General features: G+C 56.8%; 14 protein-coding genes. 5 read left to right on the forward strand and 9 right to left on the reverse strand.

The features are described from left to right. Positions 1 to 19: 19 nt before the first annotated feature. The gene (locus K227x_RS11315; protein ID WP_145169593.1) at positions 20 to 811 is read right to left on the reverse strand and encodes a hypothetical protein; all 792 of its coding nucleotides are present in this window, start codon (positions 809 to 811) and stop codon (positions 20 to 22) included. Between the two features lie 11 nt (positions 812 to 822). Next, positions 823 to 1,824 (reverse strand): type II secretion system F family protein, encoded by a 1,002-nt coding sequence (locus tag K227x_RS11320; protein WP_145169594.1) that lies wholly within the window; start codon positions 1,822 to 1,824, stop codon positions 823 to 825. Between the two features lie 854 nt (positions 1,825 to 2,678). Here K227x_RS11320 and K227x_RS11325 point away from each other — a divergent pair. The 4 genes from K227x_RS11325 (at position 2,679) to K227x_RS11340 (ending at position 11,096) form a co-directional block, all read left to right on the forward strand. Next, positions 2,679 to 3,284: an RNA polymerase sigma factor gene (locus K227x_RS11325; RefSeq protein WP_145169595.1), complete on the forward strand. Its 606-nt coding sequence runs from the start codon at positions 2,679 to 2,681 to the stop codon at positions 3,282 to 3,284. Positions 3,285 to 3,600: 316 nt separating this feature from the next. Beyond that, entirely contained in the window at positions 3,601 to 6,858 is a 3,258-nt protein-coding gene (locus K227x_RS11330) for a protein kinase family protein (RefSeq protein WP_145169596.1), read from the forward strand. Between the two features lie 20 nt (positions 6,859 to 6,878). After that, positions 6,879 to 8,909: a matrixin family metalloprotease gene (locus tag K227x_RS11335; protein ID WP_145169597.1), complete on the forward strand. Its 2,031-nt coding sequence runs from the start codon at positions 6,879 to 6,881 to the stop codon at positions 8,907 to 8,909. 93 nt (positions 8,910 to 9,002) lie between these two features. Further along, entirely contained in the window at positions 9,003 to 11,096 is a 2,094-nt protein-coding gene (locus K227x_RS11340) for a tetratricopeptide repeat-containing sulfotransferase family protein (RefSeq protein WP_145169598.1), read from the forward strand. A 156-nt stretch (positions 11,097 to 11,252) separates the two neighbouring features. On the opposite strand, the gene K227x_RS11345 is transcribed toward K227x_RS11340, so the two are convergent. The 4 genes from K227x_RS11345 to K227x_RS11360 form a co-directional block, all read right to left on the reverse strand. Beyond that, positions 11,253 to 12,359 carry an aldose epimerase family protein gene (locus tag K227x_RS11345; RefSeq protein WP_145169599.1) on the reverse strand — a complete coding sequence of 369 codons (1,107 nt, stop codon included), beginning with the start codon at positions 12,357 to 12,359 and terminating at the stop codon, positions 11,253 to 11,255. A 213-nt stretch (positions 12,360 to 12,572) separates the two neighbouring features. Continuing rightward, complete coding sequence (locus K227x_RS11350; RefSeq protein ID WP_145169600.1) at positions 12,573 to 13,100, reverse strand: hypothetical protein; 528 nt, start codon at positions 13,098 to 13,100, stop codon at positions 12,573 to 12,575. Between the two features lie 85 nt (positions 13,101 to 13,185). Beyond that, a complete protein-coding gene (locus tag K227x_RS11355; RefSeq protein ID WP_145169601.1) occupies positions 13,186 to 13,812 on the reverse strand; it encodes a hypothetical protein in 627 nt (208 codons plus the stop codon). Positions 13,813 to 13,916: 104 nt separating this feature from the next. Further along, positions 13,917 to 15,500 (reverse strand): OprO/OprP family phosphate-selective porin, encoded by a 1,584-nt coding sequence (locus K227x_RS11360; RefSeq protein WP_246146740.1) that lies wholly within the window; start codon positions 15,498 to 15,500, stop codon positions 13,917 to 13,919. A gap of 645 nt (positions 15,501 to 16,145) precedes the next feature. Between K227x_RS11360 and K227x_RS11365 the strand changes: the two genes are divergently transcribed. After that, entirely contained in the window at positions 16,146 to 16,736 is a 591-nt protein-coding gene (locus K227x_RS11365) for a hypothetical protein (RefSeq protein ID WP_145169602.1), read from the forward strand. 282 nt (positions 16,737 to 17,018) lie between these two features. Here the strand turns inward: K227x_RS11365 and K227x_RS11375 are convergent, their stop codons facing one another. The 3 genes from K227x_RS11375 to K227x_RS11385 form a co-directional block, all read right to left on the reverse strand. Beyond that, positions 17,019 to 20,051, reverse strand: coding sequence for a VWA domain-containing protein (locus K227x_RS11375; protein ID WP_391540431.1), 3,033 nt, complete (start codon positions 20,049 to 20,051; stop codon positions 17,019 to 17,021). A gap of 2 nt (positions 20,052 to 20,053) precedes the next feature. After that, a complete protein-coding gene (locus K227x_RS11380) occupies positions 20,054 to 21,244 on the reverse strand; it encodes a type II CAAX endopeptidase family protein (protein ID WP_145169604.1) in 1,191 nt (396 codons plus the stop codon). A 231-nt stretch (positions 21,245 to 21,475) separates the two neighbouring features. After that, entirely contained in the window at positions 21,476 to 22,243 is a 768-nt protein-coding gene (locus K227x_RS11385; protein WP_449314266.1) for an NAD-dependent deacylase, read from the reverse strand. Between the last annotated feature and the right edge of the window lie 185 nt (positions 22,244 to 22,428).

Genomic DNA, 22,428 nt, shown 5'->3' on the forward strand with positions numbered 1-22,428 from the left:
CCGTGCAAACGACAACGATCTAAAATCCATAATCATTGACCATCTTCCCTACCATTTTCCACATCCAACCCAGCGTGGCGGAGATGGATATCCAAATCAAAAGACCAGCCAAAAGCGTCGCAAAGGTTGGCACGCAGTGGGTCAGTAGCATCAGTCGTCGACGGGCGACGTCGACAAAGTGCTCTGCCGCCAATTGCCATTGATGGTCGGGCTGTGTTTCGCCCGATTCCAACATCAATTCCAACATCGCAGCGTCGCCCCGGTGATAGACCCCTGGCAGCACGGGCGGCTTGCCACTTTCGACTCGTATCGCCGCGTTCAGTAGCCATCGCTGGCTGTCGCAGCGACGCATGCTTTGGGCTGCGGTGCGGAAGGCATCCGGATAGGTGCAGCCCAGGGCCAGTAGTCGAGATACCGCATGGCTGGCCAAGGACCAATCCAACGCAGAGGCGGCGGAGTTCATCCCGGGGAATCGTCCCGAAAGCCAACCGATGATTCCACCGATCAAGAGCACGGCCGAGATCAAACCTAGGAACCACGGGGCGTAACGAATCGTCGCTGTCGAGACCGCATCGCTTGCAAATTGACCGTCGAAAATGCCACGCATGCTCTCTGTCATCATGAATGCGATGGCGGTGCTGATCAGGGACGCAGCGGTCAGCATCAGCCAACCTGAAAGCAGGCACCAGGTCGCGCGGCGACGCATCGACGCTAATTCACGACGCTGTTCCAGCCACTGGATTACCGCAACCGAATCTCCGTTGGATCGCGACAGTGACTCTGCGACCGAGTCTGATTTTTGAGTGTTCAACGATTGGAAACCTACCACTGTGCCACCTGCTTGTAGATTGGGGCGATGACCCACCAAGCGTACGACAAGACGAAGCCGCAGCCGATCAGAATCATCACTGCGCGTGGAACCAGACGCGACCAGCAATAGATCGCGCGCTGGGCTGCTTCGGCATGATGAGCGCCCAAGTAATACAGTCGGGCTACCAGAATGGATGGTTCCCGTGTTGTCGGTGAACTTTCGCCATCCGGCTTGGGCGACGAAGCATGCTGGATGAATTCAACTTGTCGTTCGATGTCGGCCAATGTGTTCGACTGACCGATCAATCGAGCCACCGCGGGGGTGTCCAAAGTCGGCTGGTCGATCGATGCTAGTTGCCTTTCGCCAGCCAAGCGGGCCGCCAAGCTGATCGCATCGCTTTCGGGAACATTGCCGCGGATTTGGTCTGCTAGCGAGAAAAAGAAGAGGCTGCGCCGTGAATGGTAGGGCAACGCACTCTGGCCTCGCAGGAACAAAAACCACAGCACCAATGCGATGGCCAGAACGATCAGCGGAGGAATCCAATAGTTCGTGCTGAGCCACTGCAGCGACGTTGTCAGCCAAGGTGCCCAGTGAAAATCTCGTCCCCGATTCTGTAAAACCAAGGGCGCGGCCACCCACACCATCGATGCATAGGCAATCGAGGCCAGCAACAGCGGATAGAAATACGCGATCCGGCTGGCCCCTAAGTACTGGTCACGGCGGCGGAGCTGGTCTGCCAATCGGGCGATCAGACGGCCGTCCCCGCGGGCCGACGCCGCAGCAATCGCAGCTTGCAACTGAATCGTCACGGGGGATGCGATTTCGGAAATCGCCTCCTCCAGCGATTCGCCGCGATCCAATCGCAATGCGATCGCGCCGGCGACGCGTCCGACCTTGCCCATTCGTCGATTCTGAAGACGGCGCAGTGTCTGGTCGATCGGGTCCCCCACCTGGATGGCACAAGCGATCTCGTCGATCAGTCCGGCCAGTTGGAGGTCAGTGAGTTTGGTCATCGCGTTGGCTATCGAAGGCGTGGACGAAACCTAAATAAGACATTCCATCTATATTAGTGGTGCTGCCACCCTCTGACAAGTCCGCAACGGGGATTCATCGCACCTTTCTTTGTTCGGCCGAAAGCGGGTGAATCGAGGGCCGGAAAATAGAAACGACTTTTTGGAAAAACGTTTGTCGGGTTTTCGTCGTGTAATCCGCTTACCTAGATAACGCGGGGTGATTGGCGGCGAGCTTGACCGATTGAGTCTGGTCAGGGTCCGCTCACACGTGCGGGCGTAGTTGCCATGGGGCACCTTTACCAGTAGTTCGGCTTGTCCGATTTGCTCGTAGAGTCGTAGCAACTACGCCCGCTTCTTTTTGCCAGTGACTGATCTCGGTCGTGGCCCGGTCCCAGCGGTGATCCGGTGTAAGAGCATTCCAGCCGCTGCTGGGTTCCGCTCTGTGCTGTGTTCCTTTCTCCGTTGCGGCATCGCTTCAATGCCAATGCCTCGTCCGCCGCGTGTTTACGAGCTGGTTTCGAAACAGACAACAAGTCTTTTGGCGACGCATCCCGGCGCATCGTTTTGCTGCATGGTTTGTCTGCACCGCTCCAGTTCATTGCTTGGTTATTGCAAGGGACGGCCAGCGTGTTTCGTTGACCAGTGGATGGGGATGGGTCATTTGGTGAAAGTATGGTGGTTGTGTCGCCAGGTAGGCTAGGGCTGTACCACCCGACAGCGACACTTTTATGTCAACTGAATTCAGTGTGGTCATCGAATTCGGGTGATTGTGGCTTCAATGACATATGCGTGGCACTTAGAATGTTGCATTCGCCTATGTAGGTTTACTTGTCGTCCACCGGTTCATTTGCTTGATGCCACCGATTCCAGAAACGACCGATTCCGCGCCTTCGATGCTGACGCGTTCAGATCAATCGTTGGTTCGGATGGTTCGTGATGGTGACGAACATGCGGCCAGTCAGTTGTATGATCGTTATGCCCGGCGGGTGCTCGGTTTGGTCGATGCAAAGTTGGGCTCGAAGTTACGGGTTAGCACGGAACCGGAAGACATCGTTCAATCAGTTTTTCGCAGTATGTTTCGCGGTGTACAGACCGGGAACTACGATGCCCCGCCCGGAAAGACGCTTTGGAACTTGTTGGCGATCATCGCGGTCAGCAAGTTGCGCGATCAGGCCAATCGCCATTCGGCGCAGTGCCGCGACGCAAGTCGCAATGTTCGGCTGAGCGAGGATTCTCAGAATCTGGAGATCAACAATGATTCGCTGGAGTTTCTGAAGCTCTGTCTCCGCGAGACTTTGGAAACGCTTCGCCCGCTTGATCGCGAAGTCTTGACGTTACGGATTCAAGGGCACAGCATCGACGAGATCAGTCAATCGATTTCACGCAGCCATCGGACGGTGGAGCGGATGCTGCAAAAGAGTCGGCAACGTTTGGCGGACATGCTTTTAAGCGACGATTAGCACCGCCATTGGCTGTGGTTTCGTCGCTGCGTTTCGGTTTTGGGGCGCATTTCAGTGAGGGGCACATCGAATCGACCGTCGAATTGCACCATGAAATAGGGGGGCATCTTCGATCGGGGCAACGGTTGGGTGATCACGGGTGTCGCCGTGCAGGTGTCTTGGGCACCGGTGCAGCGGCATCATTCTTGGGGCTTTAGAAAAACATTGGTTTGTGCTGCAATTTCGTGGCGGACCAGTCCCGCCTCCATCGCTTTCCTGTGCAAGCGAATGTGGATCTGCGCATCGCAGGCACATTGACGTCAACCTTAGACAAAGCATGCTCCAGACTAGCCGTATCATGATCGACGTCGATTCGCTCGATGATGACGCTGAAACGACAATCGATCAGTTTGAATCGAACTGGACCGCTGATGGTGACTTCGCGGTCCAGACGCTATTGGATAGGCATCGAGACGAGGATCGGTTAGCGGTGCTGACCGAGTTGATTCGAATCGATATCGACCTGCGGAATGAAAACCGGGTTCCCTTTTCGCTAGACAGCTACACCGGTCTGTATCCGGAATTGCTGCATCATCCACATCGGATGTTGGCGATTGCGTTTGAAGACTTTCGGTCGCGCCGTCGCTGTGGCCTAGAGATTGACGTGTCACGCTGGGGGGAACTTCCGGGGATCGAACATGAACCGTGGTTTCGCGATTCGTTTGCGCGGCATGTCGATTCGGTTGGTTCATCGAATGCCAATCTGCACGCGGTGAGGCTGGATCAAGAGGTCGAAGCCGGTCTGCTGGAGATCGGATTTCACATTGTCAAACAGATTGGTGAAGGTGCGTTCAGTCAGGTTTTTCTAGCGACCCAGGGGCATTTAGCGGATCGCTACGTGGTGCTGAAGATCTACCAAAAATCGCTCAGCGAGCCAGAGAGCATGGCGCTGATGCAGCACACCAACATCGTGCCGATCTATTCCTGTCACCAAGTCGGTGCCATGTCAGTGATCTGCATGCCGTACGCGGGCCGAACCACCCTGGAAGATGTGTTTCGATCGGCCTTCAGCAACAGTGTCGTTCGCAACGGCGAGAACCTGGTATCCGCCGTGCGTGATCGAGTCAGTCCTGCGAAGGGGCAGGCCACTGAATCGGACAGTTTGCTCGTCCAAGCCGTTAGCGAATCTGTAAGTCCTGCAAATCATTCCAGCGATCAACCCTTGGGGGGTGGTTCGGGTTCCGTGGCTTGGGGGCAGAGTCACCAGGGCCGCTACGACGATGGCGCATCGCTGGATTGGGCGGGATCGGGGAATGCATCGGCCAGGACGGCGCCGTCCAGCCCTGCGTCGGAAGAACAGTCGGTGATGAGCCCCCTGGATCAGCTTCGTTCATTCACGAGCAACGAACTGACCACGTACTTGTTCGAACGGCTGACTTCGGCCCTGTCGCACGCTCATGCTCGCGGGATCCTGCACGGGGACATCAAGCCCGCCAACGTGTTGATTCGCAATGATGGCGAGCCGGCCTTGCTGGACTTCAATCTGTCGCACCGCGTCAATGATGAACGCCCGCGGCACGCAGGTGGGACTTTGCCGTACATGGCTCCGGAGGATCTGCGGTCCATGTTGGGGCATTCGCCGATCGCCGAGGTGTCGTCTGACATCTATGCGATGGGAATGATGATGTATCAGTTCGCAACCAACCGCTTTGCCTTCCCACCCCCGCGGACCGCCGAACCCAAGGATATCGAACAGGCGATCGCCGGGCGAAATGCCGAAGTCCAGTGGGCTGCCGGCGACCAAGTCGACGGCGGCCTGCGATTGATCATCGAGAAGGCATTGGCGTTTGATCCGATCGATCGGTATCAGTCTAGCGAGCAGATGCATCGCGATCTGCTGTCGCATTCCCATGGACTGCCCTTGGTGCACTGTCGCGAACCGATTCGAATCCGCGCCCGCAAATGGTTGGTTCGCTATCCCGCGTTGACCTCCGGTGCAGCCGTCGGTTTGATGTTCTTGGCCCTGTTGGTGCCTTTGGCCGGGACTGCGGTCGTGTACCGCCAACGAGCCGATCACGCGGCGATTACCAAACAAATTGCTCGATTCCAAGCTGAATCAAACGACAGTTTGGCGAAAATGATGGCCGATCCGACCCAGCGAAACGATGAAACGGTCGTCAGCGGTCTGGACCCCTTGATCGAAGTCGGTGCGTTCAGTGGGAATGCGGTGACCGATCGGCGTTTAGGATCGTTAGCGGCCGACGCAAAGGCGACCTTCCTGGATGGGCTACTGCGTCATGCTGTGATGGTAGGGTTCTTCGAATCCGATCGATTGGCAGTGCAGTTGAATGACGGTCCCTTGGATAGCGAGGCGTTGATCCGTTTGGATCAATTGATCAGGATTGCCGAACAAGCCAGCACGCCTGGGAATTCACGGGCGACGCTGTACTTGAAGGCCCAAAGGTCTCGTTTGGCCGGCGACCAGAAAGCATCCGATCGGTTCCGCAGCCAGGCCCGGAAAATTTCGCCCAAGTCAGACACCGAACGTTTCCTGGAAGCGGTGCGGTTGATGAAGAAAGAAAATTGGGAAGAAGCCAATGACATTTTTACGGCGCTGGCTGACCACGGGACAATTCCGCCGGAACTTCGCTGGACCAGTTTAGCGCGTGCTCAATTCAGCCAACGTGACTATTCCGCAGCTGCCATCTCTTTCACCCAGTCGCTGGAACGGGCTCCGGAATCATCGCGACTTTGGTTGCTGCGAGGCCTCTGTTATCTGCAGTTGTCGCAGGGGGAACGAGCCGTCGAAGACTTCACCGCAGCGATCAAGTTCAACCCTAGCAACTGGAAGGCGTTGACCAATCGCGGCTTGGTTTCGATGAACCGTGGCAACCCTGCCAGTGCGGTCGAAGATTTTACCGAGGCGGCCAAGCACGCACCCGATCGCGGCCACATTCTGTTGCTGCGTAGCCGGGCCTATCGCAAGCTGGGCAACACGGCCGCAGCCGATGACGACTTGGCCGAGGTGATGAAGTCCGACAAACTGTCGGCACGTTCATTGTTGTCACGCGCCCAAGCACAAATGGAATCGGACCCCGAGGCCGCACTGCAGGATCTGTTGCAGGCGGCTCAGTTTGATCCCAACTCGGCGACCGTGTTGGCGAGCACCGCGTCTCTGTTGGCCTTGGAACTTCATCGTGATGAAGAAGCGATTGAATATCTAGATCGCTTGATCTTGATGCAGCCCGAAAACGAACGCGCTCGGATCGATCGTGCCGTGTTGCTATCGCGAGTCGGTCGATACGACGAGGCGATCACGGATATGAATCTGGCGATCGAATCGCCCAACGCTGCACGCACTTTGTACCAAGCCGCCTGTGTCTGCGCTCTGCAGCCTCAGAAGACTTGGCACATCCGTGGGCTGACCTATTTGGCTCAAGCGATCCAGCAAGGATACCAAGCTGATCATCTTGCAACCGATTCGGACCTGGACTCGCTTCGTGCTCTTCCGGGACTGCAGTCGATTAGTCGTACGTATTGGTTGGCCAACCGCCTGAACAATGTCAGCCCCAATTCACAGCCCCTCCTCCCTTAGAATTTTGCAGATCCGCCTTTATGAAACGTTCGACGCGTCGCACGAAAAACCAACGCACTTCGCTGGAGACACTGGAGGCCCGCGACTTGCTGGCAGCCTTCGGAACACCCTGGCCCGAGGCTCGCGATCTATCTATCAGTTTCCCTGCTGATGAAGTCGCGATCGGCGAATACGAAAATGACATCCGTCAGACCCTGGATGCCGCCGATCAGCAGCAATGGCAAGAATTGGCATTGCGCGCCTATCAGACCTGGGCGATCCATGCGGACATCAATGTCGGACTGCGAAACGATTTCGACGTTTCGTTTGGTGCTGCAGGCTTGATGAATCAAGATCCGCGATTTGGCGAGTTTCGCATTGGTGCGTTTCCGCAAGACGGATTGATGGCCAATTCGCTGCCGTTCCAGGTGGCCGCAGGAACCTACTCGGGTGATTTGCTGCTGAATTCGAATCAGGACTATCGTCTGTACGATTGGCCCGATTCGGTTGCCCCTGACCTGTCGACCTGGGACGAAGGACAGCGAGACCTGTTCAGCGTCCTGCTGCACGAAGCCGGCAATACGCTTGGCGTGGACGACAACCAGATGGAATGGTCGGTGATGTTCGGCCAGTACACGACGCCCAAAGGCGTCTTGGCCCCGGAAGACATCGGCGAAATCCAACAACTGTACGGGATGCGCAGTGACCCCTACGAATCGGTCACCAACGATCAATTGGCGACCGCCACGATCATCCCCATCCCGATCGGTTTTGCGCCGGCATCAGAAACGATTCGCACGCGCGGTAGTATCGCGTCGGCCAACGATGTGGACCACTTCCGATTCTCCCCGGTCCCCGGTTCCAATTCGGTCACGATTCGATTGAATGCGGAAGGGATCAGTTTGCTAGAGTCGCAGATAGAGGTCACCTTGGCGGACGGCACGGTGGTTGCCCAAAGCATGGCCGCCAGCGTGTTTGAAAACGATCATCAGGTCGAATTGACGGGGCTTGGTGTCGGATCGGATCTGTTCGTGAAAGTGACTGCTGCGGATTCCGATAGTCTCTATTCAATCGGTGACTACGTTCTGGAACTGGACTATCGCGACGCTGCTGTGCAAAGTCAGGACATCGTTCCAGGCGACTACCAATCAGGCGCCGATTCGCTGTACTCGGGGTTTGATCTGCTAGATCTCGAAACGGATGTTTCGACGACCGCATCGGCGATCGAAATCGATGCACACGATTCAATCGATGAACGATTCGAAATCCAATCTTCGGTAGGGTCAGCTTCCGATGTGGATGTGTGGAAGGTCGTGGCGCCGTCCACATCGCAACAGCGTTTGATCGTTAGTTTGGCCGGTGTCGGAAGTGGATCGCCCGACTTGGACCTGTACGTCGTTGACGATCAGGGTCAGTCGGTAGGGACTACGGCGCGACTTCGTCCGGATGGAACATGGACAGTCGAAGTCAACCAACCGACCGCAGGACAGGAGTACTTTATCCGTGTCAGCGTCGATCCGGGCTCGGCGGTCGAAGTCGGCAACTATGTCGCGGTCGCTGAATTTGTGTCACCGCCGGCGCAGATGAATGATTTGATTTCCGGTGATGTTGACGCAACGGTCGATGAATTTTTCCGCTGGACTGCTTCGAAGTCCAAGTTGTTCCGATTCGATTTCAGTGCATTTGGTGCTGCGGCCGGTGACGGCGCTCGACTGCGGATTTACGACGCCCATACGCACGAAATTCGTCTGGTCATCGGCGCTCAAAACGACATGACACGCACCGGAATGGCTTGGTTGCAGCAGGGCGACTACGTGCTTCGCTTCACCGCCTTTTCGGCTGATGATCAATCGGTCGCACCGATTCAGTTCACGCTGACTTGTGACGGCATCTCGGACGATCAAGACGAAACGGGATACGACCCCGACAATGATCCCGATTACGATCCGTACACGTACGAATACACTTACCACGACTACGGGTACTACTATTCGAACTACGAGTACTACTACGACTGGGACTATTACTACCAGTACGACGGCGATCCGAACTACGCGCACTACTACGAGTAGGCCGTTATTTGTTGCCAAACTATCCGGTCACGCCAAACGATTCTGTTTGCGTGACCGGAGCCTGTTCCGTTGTTCTCCTGTTTGATCGTATCTATGCCGACGTCCATTTCTTTTAGCCCCGCTACTTTGAATCTGCTATTGGACGAAGCCGTGGGGGCCGTGCCGGGGACCCTGCCCGACGCGCGGCAAAAGATGATCAACGATGGTTTGCGTCGATCACGAAGCCAGCGTCCAGACGAAAATTCCCTGGTGGCTGCTGCCATCATCGATTTGATCAGCGACGTGAAGGGCGTTGGGAACGTTTCGAAGGTGCGATTAGCGGACATCGAAAGTGATTCGGCTCTGACCTGTCATGTCGCAGGACTGTGCGCGATTGCTTCCCAGGATCTTGCCGACGCTCAGCGACTTCTGGACCGCGCTGTCCGAATTGATCCCAATCGAATCGCATGCTGGACGCTGTTGGGGCGATTGGCCAGCGAGTTTAACCAACCCGAATTAGCAGTGAAGTACCATCAGCGTGCCATTGTGATCAGCGATTGCGGTGGCGAGTCGGATCTTGAATTGGCTCGAATCCATGCGCAAAACGGCCGGCTAAAGGATGCCATTCACACGCTGCGAGTTGCCTTGATGAGCGATCGGAATCATCCGGCGATCAACCGCGCTCTGGCCCAATTGCTGAGGCGGCGGGCCATGATGTTGGGACGCCAGAACAAGCGACTGGCACGTCACAAAATTTTGGAAGAACGGCTTCAGTGCCTGCAGGCGGCCAATCGCGCAGCCCCCCGAAGCGATAGCTATCTTCGACAAGGGCGTTTGGAATCGCGGTTAGAACATTTCGAGCAGTCGCGAGTTTCGTTCCAACGTGCACTCGATTTGGATCCGAAGTCCGAGCAGGCAATCACTCACCTGGCCAGCGCCAATGTGGATGATGGAAAGATCCCCGAGGCGATTGATCAGTTCCAGCAAGCATTGAAACTGAATCCGAACCATGCCGTGACCCATTTTCGCTACACGCGGGCAAAGCGGTTTACGAACGACGAGGAAACGGGTCGCTACATCGATCAACTTCGCGAACGCCTAGAGGTCGCAGACCTTCCCGCCCGAGATCGCATCTTTTTGCACTTCGCTGTGGCTAAGGTGTTTGACGACATCGGTAAGTATGACGACGCGTGGCTGCACTACGATATCGCCAACCGCTTGAAACCTGGACATCACGCGACCATCGCGACTCCCTCTACCCATCGGCGTCCGGCGGACGGTGCGACAGGGCAATCTTCGGCCGGGCGGTCTGCCCCGCCGCAAACTTCCGTCACCGAATCGGATCCGCAGTCAAAGACAAATTCCAAGCACAATCCGCTGCAGAAGATCGCCGATGACGCGATGCGGTTTTTCACGAGGGAATTCTTCGCCAACAATGGCAAGCTAGGAGTTGTCCGTCCTGACTTGACGCCGATCTTTGTCATCGGCATGCCGCGTTCAGGTACGACATTGACCGAGCAGATATTGACCAGCCATCCGTCGATCGCGGGCGCTGGTGAATTGAAGGCGGTCAATCAGATGCGGCGCACGATCGAACATGAAGTTCGTCTGGCAAACCCGGAACTGCCGAAATCGGCGACCGGCTATCCGGATGCATTGATGCACCTTCCGAGCTTCGAACTGCAGCGGTTGGCCAATCAATACCTCGACATTCTGTCACCGTTTTGCAATACCGAAACTTTTGTGACCGATAAGATGCCGACGAACTTCATGCATCTAGGACTGCTGTCACTGTTGTTTCCGAACGCCAAATTCGTGCATTGCAAACGCGACCCGATGGATGTTTTGGTTTCCTGCTTTTGCCAAAACCTGAATCCGCCGTTCTGTGACTTGGAAACATTAGCTGGGTATTTTCGCCGATACCAAAAGATGATGGTTCACTTCGAAAGTGTGCTTCCCATTGCGATCCACAGTGTCCAGTACGAACAGACCGTGACGGAACCCGAGTCAACCGCGCGGCAGTTGATCCAGTACTGTGGCCTGGACTGGGATCCGGCCTGTTTGTCGTTTCACGAAAACAGTCGCTCGGTTCGCACGCCTAGCAAATGGCAGGTGCGTCAACCGATGTACACGTCATCGATCGGCAAATGGAAGCGATTCGAAAAGCACCTGCAAACGGTAGCTGATTTAGTAGCGACAACCGATTGAAAAGGCGATCGGTTGCCCGTGGGCCAACCATCCCCGGATCATGGATCCTTCGTGGCCATTTCGCGTGCGGCCGCCGTCATTCAGATTTCAATGACGGGGCCGAGGGCGGTGGCGGGGCAGTCACGATTCCACCCGACGGTTGGATTCAACCGACGATCATTTTCGCGTGGAAAATTTGAAGATCGTAGTCGTGTCGTAGGTGTCGCCCGGTTCTAGAATGGCGGACGGAAAGTTGGGCTGATTCGGACTGTCGGGGTAGTGTTGAGTTTCCAGACAGAACCCGCCACGGTGTTCGTAGGTTTTGCCGGATTTGCCCTTCAATCGCCCGTCCAGAAAGTTTCCGCAATAGAACTGGATTCCAGGTTCGGTCGTGGTGATTTCCATCACGCGTCCGGTGGTCGGTTCGAACACGGTTGCCGCCAATCCCATTTCGCCTAGCGGTTTGTCGATGACGAAATTGTGGTCATAGCCGAGACCAAACTTCAGTTGTTGGTCGTCTTGTTCAACGTCACGGCCGATTGCTTTGGAATCAGTGAAATCAAACGGTGTTCCAGTCACGCTGGGGATGTCGCCAGTGGGGATCAGGCTTTCATCAACCGGTGTGTAGGTTTTGGCGTTCAGCATCAGTTCGTGATCCAGGATGGTCCCCTCCCCTTCGCCTTTCAGGTTGAAATAGGTGTGTTGGGTTAGGTTGATGGGAGTCGCCTTGTCCGTCGTGGCGTGATAGTGGACGGACAATTCGTTTGCGTCCGTCAACTTGTAGGTGACCTTGATCTGTAGGTTTCCTGGATAGCCTTCTTCCATGTCTTTGGCCAAATACGAAAGCTCCAGTCCTCGGTAGCCTTTGCCATGGATGGGGTTCGCATCCCAAACGACTTTGTCGAATCCGATCACACCGCCGTGCAAATGGTTGGTGTTGTTGTTGGTGGCCAGCGAGTACTCGGTGCCGTCGATCGAAAACTTGCCTTTGGCGATGCGGTTGCCATAACGGCCAACGATGGCGCCAAAGTAGGGTTTGTCGACTGCGTTGATGTAGTCTTCGACGCGGTTGTAGCCAAGTGTCACATCGCCCAGTTTTCCGTCTCGATCCGGGACCGAGATCGATGTCACGATCGCCCCGTAGTTCGTGATCGTCACCCTCATGTCGGACTTGTTGACCAGCGTGTACAGCTTGATCGAATCAAAATCGCTGACGATCATTTGGGCGCGGGCTGGACCGGCAAGTGCGAATGCCAAGCCAACTGCGAAAACGAAACTCTTCATTAGATTTCCAAGGGGAGGTGGGAAAGTGGCGATCGTTGGCAGTGCCTGCCCACGATCCACTGACAGTGGGTCCGATGAATTTTAGTCAGCGGTTCGACCCAACAGTTTCGTCCCCCAGGCGTTCAGAAACAATGAGACGGGGCCTGTCAGCATTGAGTTTCTTTGCTGAATCGCAGCTTGGGTCCGGAACGGTTCACCCGCGAAACATCGCTCTTAGGCGTTCGCGTTGGCGGCTATGACGACGGTGGGGGGAAGGCCCGCGAGCCAGCGAAGAAGCTGCTGGCGGAAGACCTGGGCTGTGGCGCCCTCGGTTCGCCAGTTTGCCGTCGAATCATCAGCGATTCGCTGCGTTTTCGCGACCCATTGCGATAGTGATCGGAGAATGTCGGTGATGGTTTCGTCATCAAGATCCTGGTGGACCATCGAAACCCGCCCGCCGCGGTTCGGGCGGACGAGTTCCACCAGTCGACCGTGCTGGGCAGCGAATCGTCGATCCTGCCAAAACACGCGGCGTAGCTGGTGCTGTTGATTGAATTGAAAGACAGGTGCCACACCGCAGTACAGGCTGACCTGGCCCATCTGGCGAAATCCGATGACGATCGGGGATCCATCGACCAGGACTTCCCCTCGGATCGGCATGTTTTTGCCTTCACGGATTAGGTCTTCGCGGTCGTGCTCGTGGATTGCCATCGCATCATCATGATGTTCGTTGGCTGGGATTGCAATTCGATGTGCCATCATCAAGCAGCGATCAACCCACAAAAAAAGAGCCACCAAGTGATCCAGGTGGCTCTTCGAAATTCGCTTCGTCTTGCAGTCCGAAAGATCAGTTCTTGACCGGCTCTGGCAGTCGACGATTGTTCAAGTTGGGTGCTGGGGGAACTGTTTCGACGCTGATCGAATGCATTGGTGACACCTGTGATTGGGTGTAATCGGTCGACAACACCGGGGATGCCATCGTAGGTCCGCCGGATGTTTCCGATGAACCATAGACGGTTCCGCTGTCGCATCCGCCTGCACAGCCAACCGAGCAACCACCCGCACAGTCAACTTTTTCGGCCGACCAAGTGTATTCGCATTCGGGGCACGTGTACTTTTTCTTCTTCAGTACTTTCACCTTGCGAATGGTAGCACCGTTGTTGACGCAGCTGCTGCAGCCGCGTCCATCACAGGAGCCGCAGGACTTGCAGGATTTGCGTTGCCAAGGGAATACGACGCGGGGGATGCAGATTGCTTTGGTTTCGACTTCGAAGCAAGACTTTTCGGCGTCGACTTCTTTTGCATCCAGTTTGCAGACGTGACTGCACTGGGGGCAGCAAGTGGCGCACTGGGCACAGCCCGAGCGGGTGCTTGAATGCAGGCCACATCCGGCCTGCGCCGGTGCCGACGTCAGAGTTGCGACGAACGCGATTGCAAAAGCGACGGCGGCACAGCAAGAGAATTGGCGGATCATGATTCTACCTAGGAATGATTTGGCACGTAAAAAGGTGTCCGGTTCCCTTTGGATGGTGTATCGAATTTAGAAAAGGTACCGGACCCCTTTTCGGTGATCGATCCCTAGAAATCGATCATGAATCGAGTGCCAAAGATGTTGTAGCGGCCTGATTCGGGACCACTGCCAGCGTCGCGGTCTTCGATTTCACCGGCGATGTAGTTGAACTGCATGCGTGCGTTGGCGTTCCAGTGCCAATTCATGCCAAAGGTCCAAGAGTCACCAACTCCGCCAAGAATGTCTTCGTCATTAAAGTCTGCATGAGAGTACCGCACAGCAACCTGCCAGGCTCCCCAGCCCGCATCCCGGCATCCGTCGCACTTGTCGACCAACCAGAAGTTTTGAAACGGTTTGACGCGTCCCAGAGTTCCGGATTCCCGATCCCAGGGCATGTGTTCGCCGGTCAGGAAATAGCTGGCGTAGACGTACCCGCCATCGAAGCGTGTGTCGTTGAATCCTTGGTCCCGACTTTGCCAAAGGCTTTGGTATTCGCCCACGACTTGGACGCGGCCCACATTGACGACACCTTCCAAGCCCATCAGGTCAAAGTAGTCAGCGCCATCGATTCGCCCGGTGTCGATCCAACGAGCGGATGATCGCGCCTCGGGGCGAGTTCGGAATCGGGCTTCGTTGGTTGCGTTGGTCGTCGAATCGGCGTGGCTACCAGAGATCGCCCAGTGGGCGTACCCGCGTCCGCCGCTGACTTCGTCGTACCAGATTGTGTTGGCAAGGCGGCCGGTGACTTCCAATTGCAAATGGTCATCGATGTAGTTGCCCAGCGACTGAACATTGCGTTGGTTGTAAACGCCGTATCGCCAGTTCCACCGTTGGTTCTCCGAAACGCCATAGGATGCCAGTCCGAGACGTCTAGCGTCCTGGTTGATCGCTTCGATCACGAACGGGCGTTCCATGAACACGTTGTAACGTGAACTGTTCAGGTGGTCCAAACCGTAGGGTCGTTTCTGGTTCCCCAGCAGCACGGTGCGTAGAACTGGCAAGTCGGTCCAGCCTAAATAGGCATCACGAAACTCGACGTTGCTACCGCCGGCGAACTCGGCCTCGATCTTGTACAGCATGTTGTCTTTGACCTTCCCCGACACGCCGAAACGCAATCGACGGAAGCCAAGACGGTTCTGAGGGTCGCCGCCGTCCATGAACGACGGGGCTGGGTCATCTTCGGTGTCGAAGCCCCATGCGTCAGCGTGGACTCGCCCGCTGATCTTCATGGTCGAATTGCTGCTGCCGCTATGCACGATCGACTTGTCGCCGGCAACGTCGTCAACGGCTCCTTCGATCTTCTCTAGCTTCTTTTCCAGTTCAGCGAACTGCTTTGACAAAGCGGCGTACTTGTCGTCCTGGTCCGCGTCATCATCGTCGGCTGAATCGTCATCGGCGTTTGATTGGCCGACGTTTTCGTCCGGCGTGCCTTCTTCAGCGGCTTGGTCGGCCAGGTTGTTCGCCCACAGTGCAGATGAGTATCGCACGGGCACGACTTGTCCGGCGGTATCGAACTCTGGCAACATCATCGCTTGCGCCAACGAACTTTCGTCGGCCGTCGCGGTAGCGATCACCGTGAAAGGTGACGCTGCTCCCGAGATGCTTAGCAGTAGCATCAGCGCGCGGCGTACCGCACGTTTTGTATTCGCCATGATGGAAACCGTCCTTGATTTCGGTAGTTGCTGTGCGTCCTGCACGGTTCAATGTTCGGTAGCAGCGATGGCGACTTCTTGTCACCTCGCATAATCTCATCTTCCGGTAGGGAAGTCGCAATCATTGCTACACAAACGCTATCGACAAACGGCTTTTCAATCGGCAACCCCGCAAGATCAGTCTTAACACGAATACAACGAAGTCAGCCGGAATATCGTCCCAACCGGAAAAATCGGATCCTCTTGCAGCCACCGGTCCCGGCGATCGGCCCGGCGCATGCGTCATCCCCAGCCCAAACGGATTGGTCGTCTGTCGCCGTTTGGACGTTACCAAGCACAACGAACGCATGGACCTAGTGCGGGGCTGCCTAGCTGCTTGGCAACGAGCGATCAATCAGTGTCGTTTCTTTCTTCCCCCTTTCTCTAACTCTCTGCCCCCCGCAAACCGCTGCGCGGCGGGGGCGAGATGACTTTCGTCGCGACACTGATTGATCGATCGTTGCTTGGCGGGCAATGGTTTGGATGAATGTTCAAGTTTGACGATTAGCCAGACCGTTCCGCTAATCGCCACTGACATGACGTCCCGTGGCAAGGAATGCCGATCATTCCGGTAATGACAATTTTTCCCGTTGGATGGTCGTTGCCATGATCCAGGTACCGCAGCTGCGTTTGACCACCGTGTGGGTGATCCTGTTCGCCGCAAGCTCCTCGGTAGCCAGTGCACAAACGCATGTCAGCGACGCAGAATGGACCGTCGAGCCCGGTGACCATCAGGGCGATGCTCATTGGCAGACGGCGGGATCGGTTGACTGCGGTGGCTATAGCGGAGTGGCAGCAACAAGCCACGGTGTCTGTCGTGATCCGGGGCATCCCGCCAAGCCGAAATTTGATCGGCCGGGTGACCGTAGCCGGAAAGACAATCCGCCACTGCGATACACGATGGACAACTGTCGCCGATCCGGGGCTCCGTTCTGTGTTCATCGATTTGCCAAGCCCAGTGTTACCGACCGCTACAGCGCGTGGTTCGTAGGCGGTGGAGCGGCGTTCTTCCGGGGGCGGCCCCGCGAGAGCACCGAAGGCACTTGGGGCCTGGACTACAGCGGGCTGCTAGGAAAAGCGAATATCTGGTCCAGGTACACTCGCGGTCGCAGCCAAGGTGGCGAAGGCGCCTATCGAACCGATGGCGAACCCAAACTGGTAAGCCGAACAAGCGAACTGCTGGGCATCGGGCATTGAATCCGCTGCGCTGATTCCCCGAACGCTTGTAGTGTGTTGCCAATTGGCGATTGGGACCAACCGGTTCCGCCACACGACACCGTTCGATGGCGAAGGCAAGCAAGTCACAGGTGCATGCCGGAACAGCGGCCCAAAAACTCGAACTCGAACTCGAACTCGAACTCGAACTCGAACTCGAACCCGAACCCGAACCCGTACCCGTACCCGTACCCGTACCCGTACCCGTACCCGTACCCGTACCCGTACCCGTACCCGTACCCGTACCCGTACCCGTACCCGACGCTACTCCTTCGACTGGTCTTTTTTCGCTTTGCGTTTGGCTTCTAGCAATCGTTCGGTATAGCTTGGCCCATCGGGAATTTCTGGTTTAGCAGGCCCCGCGGACTTGGCGGCATTGGGTGCCGATGGGCTGCCAAGATCGATTTCCGGCGCTGCGTTACTGTCCTGGGAAGGTTCGAACCGAACACTGGCTCGTCGCTTTTGAAGCGAAGCGTCGACGGAGTCTTTGTTTTTTCGCAGTGCATCCAGACGGGCGGTCACCGCGGCATCTTTCTGAGAATCCTTGCCACCTAGTGCCTTCAGTTTCTTTCCGATCCAATCGAATCGGATCGATACACGTCGAACGAACACATCGCCCAGGAACATGCAGCAGCCCGCCAGCACGAACCACGGCCAGGCGTCGCGGATGCTGCGAGCCAAGGGCAACCCGCCGCGAAACGGGTCGCTGTTGATCAGATCTTCCGAGGGCTGAGTTCCCAGCGGAACGGTGACCTGCCCTGCTTGGCCACCACGGGGTGTGGTCGACGCCAACGATTCAATCAGTGCTTGGTTGGTTTCACGTACACGGAATTCGTCGCTGTAGGGAACCGTCACGCCGGTCGTCAGCGGTGCAGCGCCCGGGCCCGGGATCACGTTGACAAAATAACTGCCTGATCCGTCCGCCGGAAATTCGCCCACATACCGTCCCGGTGCCGACTGTCGCATGCGAAGCGGAATCGGTTTCAGATCGGGGCCCAGCGCGGTCGCGTTCATATCCAAGAAGTTTAGAAACGAATCGTCCTGCGACAACGCGTTGACGACAACTTGCACTTGGCCATCACGAACCTGTGTGGCGATCGTGAACTTGCCGGTATCCCCGGTGGGGCGCATCAACCATCGGACCAATTGGGAATAGAACTTGTCGTACCCGGCCCATCCGGTCCACTCCGAGGCCCACTTGGTCCCCGAGTCGGTGGTTAGGACCGCCGTGCGGCCAAGGCCATAGGTCCAGACGGCCAAGATGGTTGCGTTTTCCGGCGCGTCGGGTTTGGGCGATTGAATCAGGACTTGGGCCAATGGGCTATCCTTGGCCTGGGTCAGAACAAAGCCGCTAATGTTGGGCAACACACGGTCAACGCCATCCAGCATGGGGTGCGGGAAAATGACTTCGGGCAGCGCGCCGCCCGGTGGCTCGTAAACCAAGGGGCGGGACACCCGGCGTGCTTCGCGTTGAAAGATCCGTGGTAGAGCGCGGCCATTGGCGACGGCGTAGTACTTACCGCCGGTCGCTTGTGCGATCTGTTGCAATCGACGACTTTCGGTCAAACCATGGGACGCCACTGCGACCGTGCTGATCGTGATGTTGTTGTCTTTGAAGGACTTGATGGTCGCGGGGGATGGATCGGTCGGGTCACCATCGCTAATGATGATGCTGTGTTTGACCGATGCGGGGGTGCGTGCCAAACCGGCGACCGCCATTCGCATCGCAGGATCGAACTGTGGCATATCACCGGGCGACATTCGACCGAGTGCCGCCAACATGGCTTTGCGATTCGGACCCACTTCTAGCAGTCCATTGCGGCCGCCCCACATCCACGAATCGCCACGCATGGTCCAGTGCAACACCCCGGCGTAATCCGATGGGCCCAGCTGTTCGATGGCCGCTTTGGCAATCACTTTCTGCCAATGGTTGCCTTCGGCCATTTCGCTAGCGTGCATGATCAATGCCAGCGCGCCGACCGCTTGGATCTTGGTGTTTTTGATCTTAAAGTCGACCGGCATCGCATCTTCGATCTTGGTCCCGGTCCAGCCGCCGGCACCAAATGATTCGGGGCCGCCGATCATCAACAGGCCTGCCCCCAACTGCTGAGTATTGCTGACCAGCATCTCGATCTGTGCATCGGTGAACGACGTGATCAGATCCGATGATTCGCCGGACACTCTTGGCACGCCTGCCAAGATGACCGCGTCATAAGCCTGCAATTCCGCCAGCGATCCAAACAGTTCGTCACTGGCCTGAGTGACGACTTCGATGTTGGCATCGCGAAGGGTTTGCACCAGCAGGTCAAAGTCGCCCATTCGGCTGCGTTCTTCGATCAGCAATACCCGCCCCTTGCCGCGGACATAGGTGTAGGCGGTGGCGCTGTTGTTTTGTCTCAGACCATCGTCGTCTTCGGTGGCAGGGACAAATTCGGCATCATAGATATAGGCGGCGGGCTGTTCGATTTGGTGCCGCAGCGGAAAGACGTTTTTGCCCGGATCCAACGTGATCGTTTCTTCCAACAGCAACGTGTCCTCGCCGCCGACGCTTTGTTTGACGCGAAGCTTGCCGCGGACCGGGGCACTGGAACCGGATTCGGAATAGTTGTTCAGTACCACACGGGCTTCGAATGGCTGGCCTTTGCGGATGTTGTTTGGCAAGTCGATTTTTTCGACCAGGACTTCGCTGGATGATTCGAGAACCACCGGCACCACATCGATGCCGATCCCCGAGTCGGCGACTCGCGCGGCCAACGACTTGGCTTGCCCGATGTTTTCGTTGCCGTCGGTGACAATCACCAGTCGCCGAGTCGTGTCCTCGGGCATCGATGCCTTGGCCAGATTGATCGCTGATTCTAGGTTGGTCGCATCGGTACGACCGCCCAAACTTTCTAGTCGTCGCAGTTGCGGGATGTAGTCGTCATACGGTGGAATCTCGATCGCCGCGTCGCGACCAAAGACGACGATGCCAGCCCGGTCTTTTCTCGCTTCGTCGCGATGTCGCCGCACATTTCGAATCACGTAATCCAGCATCACTTGGCGTTTTGCCACGGGGATGCTTTCGGATTGGTCCAACAGGTACATGACCGTCACTCGGTCGCTGACCCAAACCAATTGGACACCTGCGATGGCAAGCACAAGCGTTGTCCATACCACGGTCCGCAGCAACAACGCCATCCATCGACGAAGGCTTCCCAAGGACGCCAAGGATGCATACCCGATCCACCACAGCAGCGGTAACGCCAGCAGCAACCACAGATAGCCGGGATGATCAAATCCGAGTCGAAACGGAAGCATGGTCATTCACCGTAGGGAGGAGACGAGATAGAGGGGCGAGCGTCAGCGGAGTGCCGGTCAGCGGGTTGCCGATCAGCGGGGTGTTCATTATCAGGCACTAGCCTGGCCATGATCGGGCCAGTCGTGGTCGTATTGTCCGCCGCTGGTTTGAACCAAGCGATCGAAAATATCGTCCCCCCCATCCCGACCAAACCAATCAAGATGATCGACATCGAAATCATGATTGCCGGGGCCGCCAGCACGTCGGTTGCGTCTTCCGGCGCCATCACCACCAACACCACACTGATCACGTTGTTGACGAAATGCCCCAACATGGCAGGGAACAGCGAACCGCTTCGGTAACTGATCACGCCTAAGAACATGCCCATCGGAAAGACGGCGATGACGTGCACCAAGTCCATATGAAACGCGGCAAACAAAAACGACGCGACGAAGATTCCGATCAGCGGATGAAACGAACGGACCAGCCGGGTTTGAACGTAGCCGCGAAAGAGAAACTCTTCGCATATCGCGGGTGTCGCACCGATCATCATCGCCAACGGAAACAAGAATCCCGATTCGCCATGATTGCGAAAGATGCGAGACATCTCTTTCAGGTTCTCGCTCTCTTCCATGAACGATCCAACGACCAAGCTGCTGATCAAGCCGACCAAAGGAGTCGCTGCGGCGGCGGCAAACCATGCCCACACCGGCCAATGGCCACGCACCAAACCGAGACGTTGACGAAATGGAACCGGCGACAGCTTTCCGGCGACGATCGATGGCATCACCAATGCCAATTGAGGCAGGACGACGACGATCAATAAGCCCCATCGCGATGCCGAAACCTTGGTCATCGTTTCCATCGATCCCAGCAGTTGGGACGACAGTTCGCCGAAGACGACCCACACGCCCAAGATTGCCATCAACAAACTGGCGATCATGAACGACAGCCAAGAGGCCGCGCTGACGGCCAAGGGTGTCCACCACCGTGGGTGTGCCTTGGGGGGCGAAACGAGACCGGTGTATGGCGGATCCATCGTCCTGGATTGAAAATCATCGGCCGGCATGGAAACGTCATTCGCCGGCGGATCAGCCACGTCCTCCGAAGCAGCCGTTGGTGTGGAGGCGTCATCGGCAGCCGGCGGACCGGAGGCGCGCTGGTCCTCCGACGGGCGTTGCGGCTGAAATGCATCCATGAAAAAGTTTGCCATCGAATCGAGCTAGAATGACCTGTCCACAGTGTAAGCACTTTCGGTCGGCCCCGAAGGATCGCAAGCGGAATTTGCCGGGGGCCAAGCGGACATCGTCACCCGGACGCGATCCTGATGGGCGGGCTGGTGGGCGCGAGCGGTCTTTAGGCTGCTTTCAGCACGCTGGAAACGCGCCTGCATGCTGATCGTATTGCTTCGAACAGCGGACCACGCCACCGGTGATGGTCGAAACTAACCGAGTTTCCATTCCTTGGCCAATCGGTCTAGCAACTGGGGAACCTCGACCGTCGCTTTCCCGCGAATCGTTTCGTCGAAAACCGACGATGCCGGAGTGTCGTCGAGGTTGATTTCGATTCGACGACATGCCGGGGATGTTTGCCGAACGATGCCCGCAGCTGGATAGACCAAGCCGGATGTGCCGATCGCCAAAAAGACATCGGCGGTCGATGCGGCGCGGGCAATCCGGTCCAATCCGATGGGCATCTCGCCAAACCAAACCACGTGCGGCCGCAGTCGCCCGCGTGCACGTGGGTTGGATGGATCTTGGGGATGCGGGGTGTCCAGTGAAAGGTCATCAGTCCAATCAAACACTTCGTCGGTATCGATGCAGCGAACTTTCAGCAGTTCACCGTGCATCGGTAGGACCCGTTGGCTGCCCGCACGAACATGAAGGTTGTCGATGTTCTGGGTAACCAGCAGAAATTGGTTTGCCGATTCATGGTCGTCGGCGGTGTGCGGGGACATCACCGCCTGTTCGAATTCAGCGAGTGCGAGGTGAGCCGCGTTGGGGGCAACATCGGCATGCTGCAATTGTTTCCGCCGCTGGTTATAGAACTGGTGGACCGACTGCGGGCGACGGGCAAAGCCTTCGGGGGTCGCAACGTCTTCGATCGCGTGGCCTTCCCACAGCCCGTCGGCGCCTCGGAACGTCGGTACACCCGATTCGGCTGAAATGCCCGCACCGGTCAGTACTAGAACGTTGATCGGTGGGGAAGCCATGACAGTTTGATTCCTAGCGAATGGCTACAGGCGAGAAGATGTCGGGAAGCTTAGGTTACCAAAGCCGTCGTCGACCGTTGTGCGTGTTCAGGGACGACTGTGTGGGGATGACCTTCTGCGTAGAGGTGGGGCGACGGAATCCTGGAGATCTGGAATCCTGGGGATCTGGTTTACTGGGGATCTGG

The sequence above is a fragment of the Rubripirellula lacrimiformis genome (genome assembly GCF_007741535.1).
Lineage (GTDB): Bacteria > Planctomycetota > Planctomycetia > Pirellulales > Pirellulaceae > Rubripirellula > Rubripirellula lacrimiformis.